This window comes from Pseudonocardia nigra, assembly GCF_019396355.1.
In the GTDB taxonomy this organism is placed as follows: Bacteria; Actinomycetota; Actinomycetes; order Mycobacteriales; family Pseudonocardiaceae; genus Pseudonocardia; species Pseudonocardia nigra.
Genome location: NZ_JAHKRK010000189.1, coordinates 1 through 16,730, shown reverse-complemented (window position 1 = coordinate 16,730; position 16,730 = coordinate 1). Strand labels below are relative to the sequence as shown.

General features: G+C 70.3%; 18 protein-coding genes and 3 pseudogenes. 9 read left to right on the top strand and 12 right to left on the bottom strand.

Features of this window, described 5'->3' with window-relative positions:
* The first annotated feature begins 127 nt into the window (after positions 1–127).
* The 3 genes from KME75_RS31915 to KME75_RS31905 all read left to right on the top strand — a co-directional run bounded on the left by KME75_RS31915 (position 128) and on the right by KME75_RS31905 (position 2,087).
* Positions 128–457 (top strand): helix-turn-helix domain-containing protein, encoded by a 330-nt coding sequence (locus KME75_RS31915; RefSeq protein WP_219418658.1) that lies wholly within the window; start codon positions 128–130, stop codon positions 455–457.
* Between the two features lie 494 nt (positions 458–951).
* On the top strand, positions 952–1,563 hold the full coding sequence (locus KME75_RS31910; RefSeq protein ID WP_219418657.1) for a site-specific integrase: 612 nt from the start codon (positions 952–954) through the stop codon (positions 1,561–1,563).
* Complete coding sequence (locus KME75_RS31905; RefSeq protein WP_219418656.1) at positions 1,560–2,087, top strand: site-specific integrase; 528 nt, start codon at positions 1,560–1,562, stop codon at positions 2,085–2,087. The genes KME75_RS31910 and KME75_RS31905 overlap by 4 nt, the downstream gene beginning before the upstream one ends.
* 25 nt (positions 2,088–2,112) lie before the next feature.
* Here KME75_RS31905 and KME75_RS31900 read toward each other — a convergent pair whose 3' ends face one another.
* The 3 genes from KME75_RS31900 to KME75_RS31890 all read right to left on the bottom strand — a co-directional run bounded on the left by KME75_RS31900 (position 2,113) and on the right by KME75_RS31890 (position 4,387).
* Positions 2,113–2,610 (bottom strand): transposase family protein, encoded by a 498-nt coding sequence (locus KME75_RS31900; protein ID WP_219418655.1) that lies wholly within the window; start codon positions 2,608–2,610, stop codon positions 2,113–2,115.
* 168 nt (positions 2,611–2,778) lie between these two features.
* The gene (locus KME75_RS31895) at positions 2,779–3,255 is read right to left on the bottom strand and encodes a hypothetical protein (RefSeq protein WP_219418654.1); all 477 of its coding nucleotides are present in this window, start codon (positions 3,253–3,255) and stop codon (positions 2,779–2,781) included.
* A gap of 490 nt (positions 3,256–3,745) precedes the next feature.
* A complete protein-coding gene (locus KME75_RS31890; protein ID WP_219418653.1) occupies positions 3,746–4,387 on the bottom strand; it encodes an RNA polymerase sigma factor in 642 nt (213 codons plus the stop codon).
* Between the two features lie 248 nt (positions 4,388–4,635).
* On the opposite strand from KME75_RS31890, the gene KME75_RS31885 reads away from it, so the two are divergent.
* Together KME75_RS31885 and KME75_RS31880 are read left to right on the top strand one after the other, a co-directional pair.
* A complete protein-coding gene (locus tag KME75_RS31885; protein ID WP_219418652.1) occupies positions 4,636–5,313 on the top strand; it encodes a helix-turn-helix transcriptional regulator in 678 nt (225 codons plus the stop codon).
* Positions 5,314–5,709: 396 nt separating this feature from the next.
* The gene (locus KME75_RS31880; protein WP_219418651.1) at positions 5,710–6,123 is read left to right on the top strand and encodes a hypothetical protein; all 414 of its coding nucleotides are present in this window, start codon (positions 5,710–5,712) and stop codon (positions 6,121–6,123) included.
* 135 nt (positions 6,124–6,258) lie between these two features.
* On the opposite strand, the pseudogene KME75_RS31875 reads toward KME75_RS31880, so the two are convergent.
* The 7 genes and pseudogenes from KME75_RS31875 to KME75_RS31845 all read right to left on the bottom strand — a co-directional run.
* Positions 6,259–6,730 (bottom strand): annotated as a pseudogene (locus KME75_RS31875) (alkaline phosphatase family protein); the annotation flags it as partial.
* 36 nt (positions 6,731–6,766) lie between these two features.
* Positions 6,767–6,928 (bottom strand): annotated as a pseudogene (locus KME75_RS47080) (sugar phosphate isomerase/epimerase); the annotation flags it as partial.
* 40 nt (positions 6,929–6,968) lie between these two features.
* Positions 6,969–7,877, bottom strand: a complete 909-nt coding sequence (locus tag KME75_RS45270) for a peroxiredoxin family protein (protein WP_263013265.1) — start codon at positions 7,875–7,877, stop codon at positions 6,969–6,971.
* 115 nt (positions 7,878–7,992) lie between these two features.
* Positions 7,993–9,012: a PQQ-dependent sugar dehydrogenase gene (locus KME75_RS31860; RefSeq protein ID WP_219418648.1), complete on the bottom strand. Its 1,020-nt coding sequence runs from the start codon at positions 9,010–9,012 to the stop codon at positions 7,993–7,995.
* Positions 9,013–9,547: 535 nt separating this feature from the next.
* Positions 9,548–10,627: a PQQ-dependent sugar dehydrogenase gene (locus tag KME75_RS31855; RefSeq protein ID WP_219418647.1), complete on the bottom strand. Its 1,080-nt coding sequence runs from the start codon at positions 10,625–10,627 to the stop codon at positions 9,548–9,550.
* 26 nt (positions 10,628–10,653) lie between these two features.
* Positions 10,654–11,283, bottom strand: a complete 630-nt coding sequence (locus KME75_RS31850; protein ID WP_219418646.1) for a VTT domain-containing protein — start codon at positions 11,281–11,283, stop codon at positions 10,654–10,656.
* Between the two features lie 118 nt (positions 11,284–11,401).
* Positions 11,402–12,049 carry a hypothetical protein gene (locus tag KME75_RS31845; RefSeq protein ID WP_219418645.1) on the bottom strand — a complete coding sequence of 216 codons (648 nt, stop codon included), beginning with the start codon at positions 12,047–12,049 and terminating at the stop codon, positions 11,402–11,404.
* 67 nt (positions 12,050–12,116) lie between these two features.
* Between KME75_RS31845 and KME75_RS31840 the strand changes: the two genes are divergently transcribed.
* Positions 12,117–12,377: an ArsR/SmtB family transcription factor gene (locus tag KME75_RS31840; RefSeq protein ID WP_308283275.1), complete on the top strand. Its 261-nt coding sequence runs from the start codon at positions 12,117–12,119 to the stop codon at positions 12,375–12,377.
* 527 nt (positions 12,378–12,904) lie between these two features.
* Here the strand turns inward: KME75_RS31840 and KME75_RS31835 are convergent.
* Both KME75_RS31835 and KME75_RS31830 read right to left on the bottom strand, forming a co-directional pair.
* Positions 12,905–13,054, bottom strand: a complete 150-nt coding sequence (locus tag KME75_RS31835) for a hypothetical protein (protein WP_219418643.1) — start codon at positions 13,052–13,054, stop codon at positions 12,905–12,907.
* A 382-nt stretch (positions 13,055–13,436) separates the two neighbouring features.
* Positions 13,437–13,658 carry a hypothetical protein gene (locus KME75_RS31830; RefSeq protein ID WP_219418642.1) on the bottom strand — a complete coding sequence of 74 codons (222 nt, stop codon included), beginning with the start codon at positions 13,656–13,658 and terminating at the stop codon, positions 13,437–13,439.
* 1,261 nt (positions 13,659–14,919) lie between these two features.
* On the opposite strand from KME75_RS31830, the gene KME75_RS31825 reads away from it, so the two are divergent.
* From KME75_RS31825 to KME75_RS44015, 3 genes and pseudogenes are all read left to right on the top strand, one after another.
* The gene (locus tag KME75_RS31825; RefSeq protein WP_219418641.1) at positions 14,920–15,507 is read left to right on the top strand and encodes a helix-turn-helix domain-containing protein; all 588 of its coding nucleotides are present in this window, start codon (positions 14,920–14,922) and stop codon (positions 15,505–15,507) included.
* 71 nt (positions 15,508–15,578) lie between these two features.
* Positions 15,579–15,926, top strand: a pseudogene (locus KME75_RS47075) (helix-turn-helix domain-containing protein); the annotation flags it as partial.
* Between the two features lie 235 nt (positions 15,927–16,161).
* The gene (locus tag KME75_RS44015; protein ID WP_308283273.1) at positions 16,162–16,452 is read left to right on the top strand and encodes a DDE-type integrase/transposase/recombinase; all 291 of its coding nucleotides are present in this window, start codon (positions 16,162–16,164) and stop codon (positions 16,450–16,452) included.
* Positions 16,453–16,730: the final 278 nt, after the last annotated feature.

The window sequence follows — 16,730 nt, the reverse complement described above, 5'->3', positions numbered from 1 at the left end:
AGGAGGCCCTCGGACACGTCTGGGTCGCGACCACGATGCAGTACATCCACGTGCACCGCACCCACGTCGAGGACGCCTGGATCGCCGGTCAGCACCGCGCCGCTACCCGCCTGAAGGGACTCGTTCCATGAAGTGGAATCTCCGGTTGGCGGCCGCCAACCGCGGCATCTGGAAGGCCAGCGAGCTGCAGCGGATGCTGGCCGAGCACGGCCTGACCATCAGCGCTGGCAAGATGTCCGGGCTGTGGTCGGGCAGCCCGGCCAGCATCAAGCTCGACGACCTCGACGTCATCTGTGTGGTGCTCGGCTGCGACGTCGGTGAACTCCTCATCCCCGAGCCCAGCAAGGTCGCCCACCCCTGCGGCGAGGAACGTGACGGTCCGGTCGCGGCGTCGGCGGCGGCCGCGGCGGCGATCGTCCCCAAGCGCCGGGACGGACGGTCGTTGCCCCCGGCCTGATGGGCGCGATCTCCCCGGACAAGCCGGCGGCCAGCTGCATCGAGTGCTTCGCGTGGGGCGTGCTACCCGGTCGGTGCTGTCGCGCCTGCTACACCTTCCGCAACCTCCACCCCGCCGGTCGGTGCGCGGCCTGCCACCGCATCGTCGCGATCAAAGCCGGCTACTGCCGGCTGTGTCACCTCCAAGCGCTCGACGACGCGAAAGCCGCGGGCAAGCTCGCGGTGTCGGAACCGTTCCTTCGCCGAGTGCGCTGCCAGCAACTGTTCTTCGCCCGCATGCACCGCGACCACTACCGCCGGCCCGGGCGAACGCTGCTGGGCAAGCAAGGACGGCGAGGGCTGCGCGGGCAACCCGTCGCGGCGGCCCAGCCGCACACGCCGAGCCCCGGCGGGGTCCAGCTACGCCTTCCCGTCGACGTCCGCCGCGACTACTCCCGCTTCGACCGAGCCCGCCACGCCGACCCAACCAATCCCACCCTGCTGCGCGCCCAACGGATGGCCCGCGCCCTGGGCGAGGCGCGCGGCTGGTCCCACTGGCTCGCCAGCGAGATCGACCGGGCCCTGGTCATCCTGCTATCCGGCCACGTCGACGGTGACAAGATCCGCTTCTCCGAACTGTTCCCGGTGCTGCGTCGCAAGGGGCTGGGCGTCGAGCGCACCGTCGAGATCCTCGACCAGCTCGGCGTGTTCGACGACGATCGCGTGCCGGCCTTCGACTCCTGGCTGCAGCGCAAGCTCGACGGCCTCGCTGCGGGCATCCGCGATGACACCGAGGGATGGATACGCGCCCTACACGACGGCGAACCACGCACTCGAGCCCGTGATCCCAACACCGTGTCCAGCTACCTCAACGAGATCCGGCCGGTGCTGATCGGCTGGTCGCAGCGCTATGACCACCTCCGAGAGGTCACCCGCGACGACATCCTCGCGATCGCCGACGCCCTGCACAGCCACAAGCGCCGGCACACGCTCAGCGTCCTGCGGTCGCTGTTTCGGCACTGCAAGAAGGCTGGGACCATCTTCCGTGACCCCACCGCACGCATCCGTGTCGGCCCAACTACCGGGCCATCCTGCCCCTGGCGCCCGAACAGATCGCCGAGGCCGTGAGCGCGGCGGGCACGCCGGCCGCACGACTGGCCCTCATCCTGGCCGCCGTCCACGCCGCCCGTTCCAAGGACATCGGCGAGCTGCGCCTGACAGACCTCGACCTGGGCCGCCAGCAGCTCGTGATCGCCGGCCGAGCGCGTCCCCTCGATGAGCTGACCCGCCAGGCCCTGCTCGACTGGCTCGACCACCGGCGCGAGCGCTGGCCCGACACCGCCAACCCGCACCTGCTGATCAACCGGCTCACCGCGGTCAAGACCAGCCCCGTCAGCCGGGTCTGGATCACCCGGGCATTCTGCGGACTCGACGCCACGCTCGAACGGCTCCACACCGACCGACAACTCGAGGAGTTGCTGGTGCACGGCCCGGACCCGCTGCACCTGGCCGCCGTGTTCGGGCTCCACGCCAACACCGCGATCCGCTACGCCAACGCCGCCCGACAGCTTCGGGAGACAACCGCTGAGCAGTACGATCCCCCGAGTTCACCACGAACCCAAGGATCAACACCCGATCCCAAGCCCGTTTGACCCTTGGGTTCCGGTCGAAGAACCTTCAGTTTCGCTGAACTCTGGGCTTTCGCACGGTGCCGTAGACGTGACCGCGGCGCAGCGCGAAGTCGTCGACGAGCACGGCCACCGCGCCCACCTGCGGGTCCGGCAACTGTTCGACCAGGCGTAACAGGGTGCTGCGGCTGGCCGGCAGGCCCAGGCGGACACCCAGCCGGGCCCCGGCGCGGCCGGCCAGCGCCAGCCCGACCGCGGCGAGCGTCCGCGCGAGCCCCAGGCTGCGGCGGGCATACCGGGAGGTCAACTGCGGGATCTGCTCGACGAACGTCCGCTTCGAGCAGCTCACGTGTTCGCAGAAGAACCGCCGAACCCCCAGCTCGATCACCACCGGCGCGCCGCTGATCGGCGCATCGGCCACCCGGCGCCGGTAGCGGCTGTGCACGCGCACCGACGCCGTCCCACACGCGCGACACTGCCGCCGCTCCCCGGTGGCCGATGCGGAGATCCGCACCCGACCCGCCAGCCGCTCGACCCGCTCGATCATCACTCCGGCCAGCTGCGGGACCAGCGCCGGCAGCCACTCACGATCGCACCCCGGGCATGATCACGAGCCGCGGTCACCTCATCAGGTGACACGCCGGGTCAAGACGATCACGAAATGTGGGCCAGATCCAGTTCTGATTGACACAGCCAACGAGGACAAGGGCAAGCCCTAGAGGGCTGCGGTGGGTGGAAGGTCGGCGTGCAGCAGGGCGTAGAGGGTCCCGGCGACCGCTCCGAACCACAGGTGTCCGACCACGAAGGTGGTGACGTCACGGCTACCGTAGTGGCGGTAGAAGACGCCTGGCGGTGGCGTCGCACGGGGTATCTCGGGATGCAGATCCGGCCAGGACCCGACGACGATTCCGCCCAGCAGGCCGTGTATGGCTCCGGCGACGATGCCCCACCACGCGAGGTGGTCGTTGTGCGCAACGGCGGCGAAGAAGGCGGCGTAGAGCTGCACGATTGCGACGGCCAGCACGGAGTGGCCGGCCCAGCCGACGATGCGGCGGTGCCGCTGCGGGGCACGCAGAATCGCCCCGGCCTCGTCGAAGATGTCCTGCTTGACGGCGAGTACGGCGGATCGTTGGAGGTAGGTCGGGGCCTCCATGAGCTGCCCCGCGACGAGCCCGGCGACAGCCGCGGCCACCGGATCGATGTTCACGGCATCGGCTGGAATGTCAATCGGAGGACCGCCCCGGATCGAGGAAGTGGTCGAATTTGAACGGGCTGCCCTGCGCCTGCACATAGCCGGGACTGCATCGATGCTGGCGGCAGCCGGACCTCTGCATGTTCGACCTATACCCGCCGGTCCCGTCAGCGACACGAGGTGCTGCATGGTGCATCTCGGTGAGGTCGGCTGACGTGTCCTGGTGCCGTGTTGGTGATCAGCCACTGCGCCGGGCGGTAGAGACCAGCGCGTGTTGAGTCTACTCGGACAGAGGTCTCTGGCTGCGCCGCGCTACGCGCCGGCCCTGCCGTTCGCGCTGTCCAGCTGCAACATCCCGACGAGCCGCGGCCACTGCGCCCTGCACACGGCGACAACACCGCCACGCCGCGTCCCCGGCCGCTCCGACGGCCCGGCTCCGACGTGGGACACGCTCCGGGGCTCGACCGGACACCTGACAGGCCAGCGACGTTCAGCCGCTCCTTTCAGGGTGGTCGTCGTCGAAGCGTGCGATTGCGGCGCGGAGCCGCTCGAGCGCGGTGGCCGTTCGGGATTTCACGGTACCCAGAGGCACCGCGGTGATCTGGGCGATCTCGCGCTGGGTGTAACCGCCGAAGTAGGCCAGGATCAGCGTGCGGCGCTGCTGGTCTGGCAGCTGTTGCAGGGCATCGCGCAGCTTGCCGGCCAGGATCGCCGCCATCGCGCTCTCGTCAGCGCCTGACTCGGTCAGGTCTGGCGGCGATTCCTCCCGGCGGTGCCACCTGTCCTCTCGGCGCACCAGGTCCACCGCTTTGTGGTGCACGAGTGTGCGTAGCCAGGCGGCGAACGGGCCCCGCTGCGGGTCGTAGCGGCCGGGCTCCCGCCACAGCGCGAGGAAAACCTCCTGGACGACCTCCTCGGCGATCTCCGCGTCCCGGCAGATCCGTCGGGCCAGCGACCAGGCCGGACGAATATAGCGATCGATCATCAGCCCTAGCGCGGCCTGGTCTCCCGAGGCGAGTCGGTCGTGCAGATCGATGTCCGAGACATCATCGTCGGGGACTGCAGCGGCACTGGAGCGATCATCTCCGGGAGTGAGGCCCTGCGCTGGTCGCCCGCCGGCTGTGTCCACCATGATCCGATATCTCCCTGCCGCATGACCAGGACAACCGAGAGCTAGTCGCGCCGGACGTGGTGCCGCGGCTTGCCGGGGATCCCGCGTCGGCCGGCCCTGTGAGCCGCCGACCTCGAACGCTGAACGCCCGGCAGCCGCATCGCGGTCCTGCTCGACGAGGATTTTCACAGCGAGGGTTGTCTAAACCTCGTCGACGGCTTCTGTCAATGGTTGTTGTTGGACGAGTGCCTTCTCTCTACGGTGGATCTATGGATGCGGTGGCTGGAGATCTCGTAGCGCTGGGCGTTCTGTCCGAGCCGCAGCGGGCACGCATCTATGCCCACATTGCGGGGACCAAGGAGCCGTGTAGCCGGCAGGAGGTCTCTGAGACGCTCGGGATCGGACGGACGCTCGTTGCTTTTCACCTCGACAAGCTCCAGCGGGCCGGGCTCGTGCGCACGGTCGCAGGCAGGGCGGCTTCCGGCGGGCGCGGAAGGCCGCCGCAGCGGTTCGCGGTGACTCGGCGGGACTTGAGCGCCTCGGTCCCGCCGCGACGCTACGAGCTGCTTGCCGAACTCCTCGTGCAGGCCGTGGCCGAGCACACCGCCGACGAGCCGCTGCGCAAGGCGGCCCTTCGCGTTGCGCGGAGGCGGGGATCCGAACTTGCGCACGACGCGGCGGCGGGCAAGCATCCATCCACGGCGCGAGACTTGCTCGCCGACCTGCTGGAGCGGCTCGGGTACCAGCCGCGGCACAACGGAAACCAGGTCGTCCTGACCAACTGCCCCTTCGAGCGCCTGCGCATCCATGACAGCGAGTTGGTGTGCTCGATCAATCTTGCTCTCGCCACTGGATACCTCGAAGGGCTCGGGCTGGCGGACGACTTCGCGGCGCGGCTCGCGCCGTGCCCCGTGAACTGCTGCGTCGTCCTCGAACCGGCGGCATGACTCTCGCGGAGTGGACTGGGCGGGGATGGAGATGGGGATCGGACACGGAACCGCCGAGGCTTTCCTGCGCAGGCTGGCCGGGACGGATGCCCGCTAGCAGCAGACGGGTGAGCGTCGCTGTGTCGCGCCGGTTCTTACCGTCGCTATCCCCGCTTTGCCCACCCTTTGCCTGGCCTACCGTTCCGCCTCCTCGCCGACGTCGCCTCCTCCTTTCAGGGCGCGGGCGTCTGCGAGGAGGGCACCGCACGTGCGAGGACAGGGATGTGACAGCGCCGCGGTCGGGTGAGGGGAGGCCGCTCGACCGCGCGGTGTGGGCGGGGGATCGGCGGGTACTCGGTCACCATGTCGCATCGAGGGTCCACGAAGAGCGTCCTGAGTCGGGGAGTCGTCGCGGGAGTGCTCGGCACCGGGGTGATGACCGCATTCCAGAAGCTGGTCGAGATGCCGATCACTGGGCGCGGCACCAGCTATGCGCCGGCCGACCTCGCCGAGACCGTGCTGCCGATCCGCGCCGAGACCCCCGAGGCCCGGCGGCGGCTCAACTACGCGACCCACTTCGCGCTCGGCGCGATGTGGGGTGCCGCGTACGGCGTCGCGGCCCTGAACGGGTTGCGCGGCCAGAGGGCCGTTAATACGGTCTTCGGCGTCGTGTACACGGGGGACGTGTTGTTCAACACCGCGCTTGGGTTGTACCAGCCGACGAAGTGGTCAACGCAGGACGTCGTCGTCGATGTGCTGGACAAGTACGTGCAGGCGCAGGCCACGGGCGTCATTTTTGACCGCTTCCTCGATCCCTCGCCGCGGTCCTGATCTGTCCGGGTGCGCTGAGCATCAACCCGGTGGTGTGATCGTCGTTCGGAAAGCGGATCGATGTTTTCCCGTTCCGCTGCAACCACCGCAGTCGGGGGCCCGCCGGGGCCGGGCCGCACGACTCCGAGACGCCGCTCAGACGCCGGCGAGTTCGAGGAGCAGGTCGCGCACGTCGGTCGCCTCGAACCGGTCGCGCGCCGCCGACGGGTCTGAGCACAGCAGGACTGGCCCGTCGGCCGGGTCCTCGGGCAGTCGGCCGTGTGAGCCGCGTACGTACCCCGGGTCCAGCGGCACAACGTTCATCGCGTAGCGCAGCCCGAGCTTCTTGCGCGCAAGCCCGGCTGCCGCCCGCAGCTTGACACGTGCGTCGCCCGGGTCGAGGAACAGCTCGGCGGGGTCGTAGCCGGGCTTGCGGTGGTCTCCACGCCGCGGGCGAAGTCAGGGGCGCGGGCGTCGTCGAGCCAGTAGTAGTAGGTGAACCAGGCATCGGGCTGTGCGACGACAGTGAGTCACCGGCCCGTTCATGGTCCAGCCCGTGCGCGGCCTGGCCGGCGCGGTCGAGGACCTCCGCGACGCCGTCGAGCTCGGCGAGTAGGCCGCGTACCCGCGCGCCGGCGGCGCTCGGGCCAGGCGCCGGTGTCGTGGCCAGCGCCGCGATCCGTGCGGGAAGGTCCGGGTCGAACGGGTCGAGGTGGTGGTGGTCCAGGGTCAGCGCCACCCCGTCGTAGCCGAGGTCGGCGAGGACGGCGACCGCGTCGTCGAGCCCGTGGTTGACGAAGCCGTTAGTGCCGTAGCCGAAGCGCAGCGCTCAACGTGCACCCCCCTACGCCCGGCCGCACCTGTCCTCACTTGTCGTCCGCCTTTCGTGATCGTCTTGCGAGCCCGGCAGCGACGAGCAGCCCGAGCGCGAGAGCAACCTTCGCCGCGGGCGGCAGTGGCTCGGCCCGCAGCGCGATCGGCCCGAGGACGGGCTTCGCCTTGTTCGCCAGCCGACTCAAGGTGCCGATGCCGAGGCCAGCGGTGTCGAGCTCGCGGACCGCGCGCTTCCCACCCCGTGCCGGGCCGCGGTGGCCGTCAACGATCGAGGCGAGCATGTGTGGCATCCGGTCGATCCCTCCGGCGACCGGCGCGCCGGTACCGCCGCGCGCGAGGAGCTCGTCGAACGCTCGCTTGAGCGCCGGAGCGTGGGTCCACATGCAGTAGAACGCGACCTTGCCCTCGGCGTCGATCAGGAACGACGGGTCCGCCATCTCCCGGCTGTACTCGCGGTGCACGGTGCCTGCGTAGTCGTCGATGAGCACCGGCCAGTCGATGCCCTCCAACCGCTGGTACTCCCGCGCCGACTCGACCTTGTCGCCGTAGTCGAGGTAGCGGCCGCGCTTCTCGCCGGGGTGGGCCTGCCGGATGACCACGTCGAGAAACTGCACCCGGTCGCCGTACCACTCGTGAAGCTGCTTGACGGGCGCAACTGCACCCGTGGTGACGGGTCAAGTGCCGCTGCCGAAATGCACGAGCACCGGACGACCGCGCAGCGAGCTCAGCCGGATCCGCTGGCCGTCGGTCGACTCCAGCTCGAAGTCCGGCGCCGTCGCGCCCGGCTGCAGCCCCTCACCGCGGGCCGACCGCCACATGTCGGCCAGCAAGTGCTTGGGCCGGAAGTGCTCGTAGTTGTACTCCTCGAGCTGCTGCTCGCTGTCCACCGGACTGGCGATGCCAGCAGACGTCGAGTCCCTGTCCTTGCCGAGGTCACCCATACCGCTCTCCTCTCGATCGCGGCGCTGCGGTACGTCGTCGAGTTACCCAGGTCGCTGCCCGACCATTACCCGCCCAGCGGCGAATCCCTCGAGCCGGTTGGCCCGGTCCTCGCCGTCACCGGTTGTTGCGTCGCAGTAGCTTCCAGATCGCGAGCCCGCCCGTGCCGGCCGCGGCGAGGCCGCCGAGGACCGCTTTGATGGCGTAGGACGGGACCTGACGCGGGGCCGGGGGCTCCTGGCCGATCTGCTCGCCGGTACGCCGGATCCGCCACAGGGATCCGGTGCCCTTCGCCATGCGGATGCCGCCCTTCTCGGCGGCGATCTGGATCTCTCCCCAATCGACGACGTACAGCGCACCGTCCGGCGCGAAGGCGCAGTGCGAGGGGCGGTCGAAACCGGAGTGCGGCAGTTTCGCGGCCGGGCCGACGATCTTGTTGACCGCGAAGTCGACGACCTGTCGGTTCTTCATGTCGATCCGCACGATCTTGAATCCGGACGGTGTGGGAAGCCGGTCGGTCACCGGGGTGATGTCGCCGAACAGTGTCACGAAAGCGTCGCCCTCGAACCCGAACTCGGCGTGTCGGCAGAAATCGACCCCGTTGGGCGCGGCGTGCGGGGGAAAGGTCACGAACGGCTTGGGCGGGTTGGGGTCGGGGTGCTCGGCGAGCAGCGGTTCACGCCCACGGCCCCCCTCGCCCCAGTACGGATCATCCAGCCGGATACCCGAGGCGAAGTCCGGCCAGCCGTACCACGCCCCTTCCAGGATCTCGTAGAAGTCCTCGAGGTCGCCGATGATGTGGCGGGCGTTGCGCTCGTCGATGCCGTGCTCGGTGGCGAACAGCCGACCGTCGGGGTGAAAGGCGATGCCGTAGGGGTTGCGCAGCCCCCAGGCGACCAGTTCCAGCCCTGTCCCATCGCTGTCCCATCGGGGTTGCAGCGCAGTACCGATCCGCTCGCCTTCACCGTGCCCTTGATGACCTGCCCGGGATGGGTCTCTGTGCCGAAAGGGACGTAACCGCCGGTGCGGACGGTCTCGGTGATGTTGCCCAGCACGTTCTGGAACTCGTAGTTGTGCCCGGCCAGGACGATGTCCTGGCCTGGGCGGTCGTGGAAATCCGGGTAGGCCTTCATCCACTCGTAGGCGAAGTTGTCCGCGCCGACGACGGCGGTGTTGGTCCCGGTGCCCTGCCCCCAGTAGATCTTCCCGTCCGGGCCCAGCACCGGGTAGTTGGTCTGGTGGTCCCCCCGCCCCGGCAGATCTGTGACCAGGTCCTCGATCGTCCCGTCCGGGCGCAGGCGACTCACGGTATCAGTGTTGGAGAAGTAGAGGTACGGGTCGTGCCACAGGGTTCCGGTGAGGGCGCCGTAGATGTCCCAGCGGTCCTCGGGCAGGTCGAAGAACACCTCGTGCTCCCCGGTCCGCGGGTCGACCTTGAGCACCCGCGGCTTCGACTCGATCTTGTGCCCCGACTCGGTGACGTACACGTAGCCCTCGTCGTCGAAGCTGCAGTGCACCGGGGCGTTGAGGCCGGTCGCGACGACCTCGACGCTGAACCCTTCCGGAACCAGGACGTGACTCGGGTCGTAGCTACGGTCCTTCTTCCGCTCAATCCTGATCCGCTTGGTGATCGGGGCGAGCGGCTTGTACAGGTACGCCAGCGCGGTGTCGATCATCGGGGCGTGCCGGATGCGCTCGTACAGCGTGTCGGCGGCCCGCGCGGCGCGGTCATCGGCGCCTCGTCGCCGAACAGCGCCACGAGCAGCGACCCACACAGCGCGCTGCCGGGCGGGGCCAGGTCGAACTTCACCGCGGCCACGTGCGGCGGGAACGCCAGCAGCGCCGGCTGCGGCGGTGGCAGCGCCTCGTGGTCGGCCAGGACGAACGACGGGTGCGGTCCCCGCTCCGGCCGGAACCGCTCGTCGGTGACCGGCACCCCGCCCACGTAGTCCGGCCAGCCGTACCAGCAGCCGGCGCGGACCTCGAACAGCAGGTCCGGGGCATCGCCGATCGGGCGGCTGCCGCGGTCGTCGGAGCCCTGGTCGGTTGCCAGCAACCGCCCGTCCGGCAGGAACCCCAGGCCGTAGGCGTTGCGCAGCCCCCACGCGACCAGCTCCAGGCCGGTACCGTCGAGGTTGCAGCGCATCACCGCGGCGGTCGCCGGCAGCCCGGCGGGCACCCGCTGGCCGGGCTCGGTCGGGGTACCGAACGGCACGAACGCTCCCGTGACCGCTTCGCCGTCAGGGGTGCCGCCGGTGGGCCCGGGGGTAGTGACGTTGACCCCGGCCAGCGTGACGTCGAACCCCGGCACGTCGTGGCCGTGCGGCAGCCGGCGCAGCCATCCCACCTCGTAGGCATCGAGCCCCACGATCCCCAGGTTCGTCATCGCGCCCTGGCTGAAGTACAGCTTCGCGTCCGGGCCTACCACGGCCATGTTCAGGTGGTAGTTGCCCGGTCCCGGCAGCCCCTCCAGCAGCGTCTCGCGAGTCCCGTCCAAGCTCACGCGGCTCAGCCGCGCGGGGTGCCCGCCCTCGGACACGTACAGGGCCCCGGCGTGCCAGGTCAGACCGGTGACCGGTGGGCGCAGCCCGTGCGCCACGCTCGTCCGCTCACCGTCCGGTCCGAGCCGCCACACCGTGCCGCCCGGTGGCGCACCGCCAAAGGGAAGGCCCGCCTCTGCCACGTACGCCACGCCCTGCTCGTCGAAGGTCAGCCCGGTGGGGAAGGTGAACCGGTCTGCCACGAGCTCCAACAGAGGCTGCTCTTCACCCGGTCCGCTCATCCCTCCGCTCCCTGCGCCCTCGGCCCGGTTTCATCGCTGTCGGCGACGCCTTCACGGCCTCCTCTGGCGCGACGGCGCTCGACGAGCCAGGTCACCGCGGCGAGGACGAGGACCACCGCGAAGATCAGAGAGACGCTGACGAACCCGGCCGCCGCCGCCCCTGCCAGCGCGTACAGGGCAGTGGCTGGCAGGGAGCCCACCGCTGCGGCCAAGCCCATCCGCAGCCACGACAGCGACCGCGTCGCGCCGGCCAAGATCGCGGTCGTCTCCGCCAGCACCGGCACCGGCCGGGTCACGACGACCGCCAGCGCACCCCAGCGGCCCAGCAGCGCATCCGCCCGACGCCGCTCCGATGCGGGCACGAGCCGATCCAGCAGCGGGCCGCCGCGGCGGCCGAGCGCGAACCCGGTCAACCCTGCACCCACGCTGCCCGCCAGCGACAACAGGGTGCCCGCGACGGCCCCGAACAGCGCACCATGCGCCACCATCACCACGCTCGAGGGCACCGGCAACACCACGTCAGTGACCAGCAGCCCGACGCCCACAACGGCGGCGGCCAGATCAGCGCGGCTCAACTGCGCAGACGGGTCGGTCAACAGCGGCACGCCCGCGGCCTCGACCGCCACGAACAGCACCACAAACAACGCGAGCAACGCCGCGACGACAACCAGGTAATGCCGCATCCTGCTCCTCCTCGCCAGATGAAGGGGATGAGCCCGCCATGACGAGCTAGCTGCGGCGTCATCAGAACGCGAAGCCGGCGCCACCACCGGAGTGGAACAGGCCGTAGAAGATGCCGGTGAGCAGGCCGAAGGCCAGGTGGCCGACGAAGGATGTCGCGACGTCCAGCGCGCCGTAGTTGCGGTAGGCGAAGCCTTGCTTACCGATCTCACCGGTAACCGGGTCGAGCGAGGGAATCACCTTCACGACAGGGCCGGCGAGCGCGTAGTGGATGAGGGCGCCGAGCAAGCCCCACAGCCACAGGTTGCCCTCGACACCGATGAGCCAGAAGAAGATCGCGTAGCCGATGGCGATGACGGCGGCCAGCACCTCGTGGAACAGGAACCCCGCGACGTAGCCGCCGGCGCCACGCATTCCGAGCAGGTTTCCCCAGGTCCGGAAGATGTTCTGCTTGACCGGCAGGCCGAGGGCCTTCTGCAGATAGACCGGGCCCTCCATCACGGCGCCGGCGAGCAGCCCGGCAAGCACCGCGGGCCAGACCTCAATCGGGATCATCAGTTCCTCCTTGTCGCCGCACAGCGCGCTGGCTGCTCGGTTCGCGTCGAGCCGTGCTGGTGGTGTTGCCAAGCGACCGGGGTGACGGGTGTGCCGACATGACCGAGACGGCGCGACGCCGCGCACGTGTCGTCGCAGCCGCTCGCGGGCATCCATGCTGTTGATGGGCGCACACAATGGTGGGAGCGGCGAGTCCGAGTTGGATGCGCGCAAGGTTGCGAAGGTGTTCGCCGCGCTGAGTGATCCCACTCGGCTGAAGCTGCTGCGCTACGTCCTGCGCGAGGAGCATTGCGTGTCGCGCTGTACCGAGCACGTGGGCCTCAGCCAGGGCGCAGTGTCCAAGCAGTTGGCCGCGCTGGCCGACAGCGGCCTCGTGGTCCGTCGCCGCGTCAGCCGCCGCATCTACTACCGCGTGGCCGAGCCTGACGTTCTCGAGCGGATGCTCGCTGACGCCGAGTCGTTCCTGCCGCTCAGATCGGAGTAGCGGGCCGCCGCCACTCCGGCAACGGGCATTGCCGCCGGACGCCGTGCAGACCACGGGCGCGCGACGCAACTGCGCCGGCCGCAGCACCCGTGGGACCGGCCCAGGTGCTGGCCCGCCGCTGGTGGCCGGGCTCGTCCTAACCGGCATAGTCATCCAGTAACCGCCCAGCTGTCTCGCCTGGCGTGTAGAGGCAAGGTGTCGGGTAGCCCGGCACGGGAGGTTGCGCGCACGCACCACTCGAACCCGCCGGTTGTACCGTTTGGGCAGCCTGCCAATCTCATGCTGGGACGACGAGTCCCCCGTCGCAGCTACGGAGCTGGCCTCGACGCCGACCCGCAGGGATGCGCGGGTGGCGATGGCAAGTTGCTCGGCGAGCCGCGTCATGCGCACCTCCCTCGAGTGATCGGCTAGCACGTCCGATACCCCATATTCCTGTTCGGGAAACCGTTCGGGTTCGTGTGCGATCGCAGGCGACAGTGTCGGCGCCGCGTTGGCCGACCGCCCGCGGGGCCGTCGGGACAGCGTGATCATCGGCCTGCTGTTCGGTCCTGGTCGACGAGGGTCTGGCAAGCGCTGACGACCGCCACCTCGTCCTGGTGCCCGAGCGCCTGGTGTGGACCGAAACGCAGCGGGCCGTGGACGCCCTCGCCGACGCCGGGATCGGGCCGATCGATCATGCCCGCCTCGGTATGTGCGCGGTAGCGCGCCGCCCACCGTTGCGCCCAGGGAGTCCCGCTCGGCGCCCCGGTGGTCAACCGGGTCGTCGCCGCGACGCGACCGGGTTGCTCGCCGCGACCCACACCGCCAGGACGAGGTGCTGGCCGCCATCCGCGCCCGCCTCGGGGCCGCCGCGGAGATCCCGCTGCTCCCGGCGGCCCGACGGGCGCGTCGACGCTCACCCAGCTCGCGACGCATCTGGAGGACCTCGCCTGATCCGCTGCCGGGCGCCGCACAAGGGGCGACTCGGCGACGGTTTTCGGGCGAAACGCGCAAATGTCCGCCAGTCGGCCGGTTTTTCGCCCCGCGAGTCGCCCGGTTTCCGCTCGCCGAGTCGTCCGATCAAGAGGCGCGCTCCTCCTCCGGCGCCGGCGGCAGCAGCTCGCGCAGGTGGCGCCCGACGCCGCCTTCGCGGCGTAGCTGATGCCACACCTTCCGCGGCCCGTACAGGCACCGGGCGAACTGCGGATCAGAACGGATCCGCTCGAGCGCGGCCAGCACCGCCGCGACGCGGACCAATCGGTCCATCGCGGCGTTCAGCAACAGCTGCGGATCCGTCGCCATCGCCCTATCAATCAGCCGCATCGCGCGCTCACGCAGCTCGTCGGGGTACAGAGCGTCAAGACGAGCACGCACATGACGGCCAGCTGCCAGTTGAGGATCTGTCCCGGATGTTCCCCCAACGCGTGTACGACGCGGAAGTCCGCTGGCCGAATCCCGTGGTGCCATTACTACGACGCCACGTCCCGCGCAAGCTGGAGCAGCGTGGAGGCTTATCGACCCGCCTCCCCGATCGGAAAGGTCAACCGATCAGACCTCGGGCTGTCGGTTCTCGTGTACAGGCGCAGGCGGACAGGTGGTGGCTCTGACGATGACGGTTGGCATACCGCCGCCAGGCGGCGCTATGGTGTACACATGAACACCTGCCTTGTGCAGGTATGCAACGCTTCTGTGCTCGAATCCCCCCTCGGACACACCCATTACACACACGGGTATCCGTGGGCGTACTTATACGGTCGCAATCCGGTCCTCGTGGCGGTACGCCACCGACAGGCCGAGCTGGCGACAGACCTCCGCCTTCTCGGACGGGGGTCGGCAGCGCGCAGCACCGCGAGCAGGCCACCGAACGCGGCGACCACCGCCGCGATCTCGTCTCGCTGAGCCGCCGGCGGCGTGAAGGTCCCTGCATTTGCTCCAGGCGGAGCTGGATCGCCTCGCGCTGGCGCTGCACCTCGTTGCTCCGCGCCGCGGCCATCGCCGGGTCCGCGCCGGCTTCCAGCGCGGCGCGGTGCCGGGCCAGCTTCCGGTCGCAGTCGGCCAGCTCGCGCTTCGCGACATCGAGCACGGTGTGCGGCGGGCCGTGGTTCCATGCGCCCTGCATCCTCCGGTCCGCACCCCTCGCAGATCACCATGCCGCGCAGCGGGTGCGGGCGACGAACCCGAGCGATGGAGGTCCTGTTCGACGACGTCCCGCGCGACCGTATCCGCGCCTGCACCTGTTCGAACACGTCATCGCTGACCAGTGTGTTGGGCGCCACTGAGGATGACGACGTAGCGCCGGGGCGGCGACGTTGAGCGTGCCGATGAGGGTGGGGATCGGCGCGGCGTGTTGACCGGGTTCGTCGGCGCCGACACGGTGCCGACGAACGGGGTCGGCGGGTTGGCGACGGCCCTCCCGCGCTTGCCGTGGCTGGATTGTGCGGGAGGACCGTGCGGTTGCGCTCGGAGGCGCGATGGTCACGGTAGGAGCGGACGCGGCGGGCGTCGAGCAGCGACTCACCTCGGGCGGGTTGACGTGCCCGCGTTGTTCGGCGGTGCTGGCCGGGTGGGGGCATGCCCGGGCTCGTGCGGTGCGCGGCCCGGCCGGGCCGGTGGCGGTCCGCCCGCGCCGGTCGCGGTGCACCGGCTGCGGGTCACGCACGTGCTGTTGCCGGTGTTCGTGCTGGTCCGGCGCGCGGACACGGCCGTGGTGATCGGCGCCGCGCTGGCCGCGAAGGCCGTCGGCGCCGGGCAGCGGCGGATCGCGGCGCTGCTGGGCCGGCCGGTAGAGACGGTGCGCGGCTGGCTGCGGCGCTTCGCCGCCCGGCTGGAATCGGTCCGCGCGGTGTTCACCCGCTGGTGCCGAGCGTTGCTGGCCGATCCGGTGCTGCTCGGGCCGGCCGGATCGGCCTGGGCCGACACCCTGGCGGCGATCACCGCCGCGGCCACCGCGGTCCGATCCCGGTTCGGAGATCTCGCCCCGAACCTCGACTCTGACCTGGACTCCGAGGTGGGCGGGGTCGGCGAGTTGGCGCGCTCGCAGAGCGTGTGGATGACGGCGGTGGCGGTGTCGGCGGGCCGGTTGCTGGCTCCCGGATGGCCGGGCTCGGACCCATGGAGTGGATCAACACCAGCTGCCCCTGCCACGAGCTGATCTTCCTCGTGATCATCGCCGCTTGACCCCCGGATGGGGGGACGACGAGCGAGAACGAGGAGGTGGCCTCGATGGCGGCCAACACCGCAGCACCGAGCAGCGTGGCGTCGGGTAGTGCGGTGTCGAGCAGTGCGGCGTCGAGCGGTGCGAGCATCCGGGGCGGGAGCAGGCAGGGAGTACGCCCGGACGAGGTGGCGGCGCGAGCGGCGCGGTCGCGGGCGATCGGGCTGTTCCGGTATCAGTTGATCCGGGAGGCGGCCGATCCGGTGCACTCGACCCGCGCGCGGGGCCGGATGGTCCGTGAGATCGCCGCCCGCACCCACCTGGACCCGGACGGGCGGCCGGTGCGGGTCTCGCGTGACACGCTGGATCGCTGGATTCGGGCCTGGCGCCGCGGCGGGTTCGACGCGCTGGTGCCCGCACCGCGCCAGGCCGGGCTGCGGATCCCGGTCGAGGTCATCGAGATGGCGGTCGCGCTGAAGCGGGAGAACCCGGCCCGGACCGCCGCCCAGGTCCGCCGGATCCTGCGCGCCCAGCTCGGCTGGGCACCCGGCGAGCGCACCCTGCAGCGCCACTTCGCCGAGTTGGACACCGACCCGCTGATCGCCGCGCAGCTGGGCGCAATCGCTGCTGGCGGCCCCGGGGCGCGAGCGGGTGTTCGGCCGGTTCGAGGCCGACCGGCCGAACGAGCTGTGGACCGGCGACGCCCTGCACGGACCTCGGGTCGGTGGGCGCAAGACCTACCTGTTCGCCTTCCTGGACGACCACTCCCGCGCGATCGTCGGGCACCGGTTCGGGTTCGCCGAGGACACCGTGCGCCTGGCCGCCGCTTTGCGCCCGGCGCTCGCGTCGCGCGGGGTCCCGGACGCGGTCTATGTCGATAACGGTCGGCGTTCGTCGACGCCTGGCTGCTGCGCGCCTGCGCCAAGCTCGGGATCAAGCTGATCCACTCCACCCCGGGCCGCCCGCAGGGCCGCGGGAAGATCGAGCGGTTCTTGTGCGCCACGATGCGACCTGTCGCATCCCCGGCATAGCCGGGAGGAACTCGAAGGGAGGTTTCTGGGTCCAATGAGGTGATCTCAGCAAGATCGGTTTCGTAGTTGGTGTTCGAAGTGGGTGAGCACGAGTGCTCCTGCGACGATCCGCCCGATTTTCGACGGGCTGGTAGTGATGCGCTGCAGCGCCCGCCAGCGGGTGGTGAGCAAGGCGAAGCCGCGTTCGCC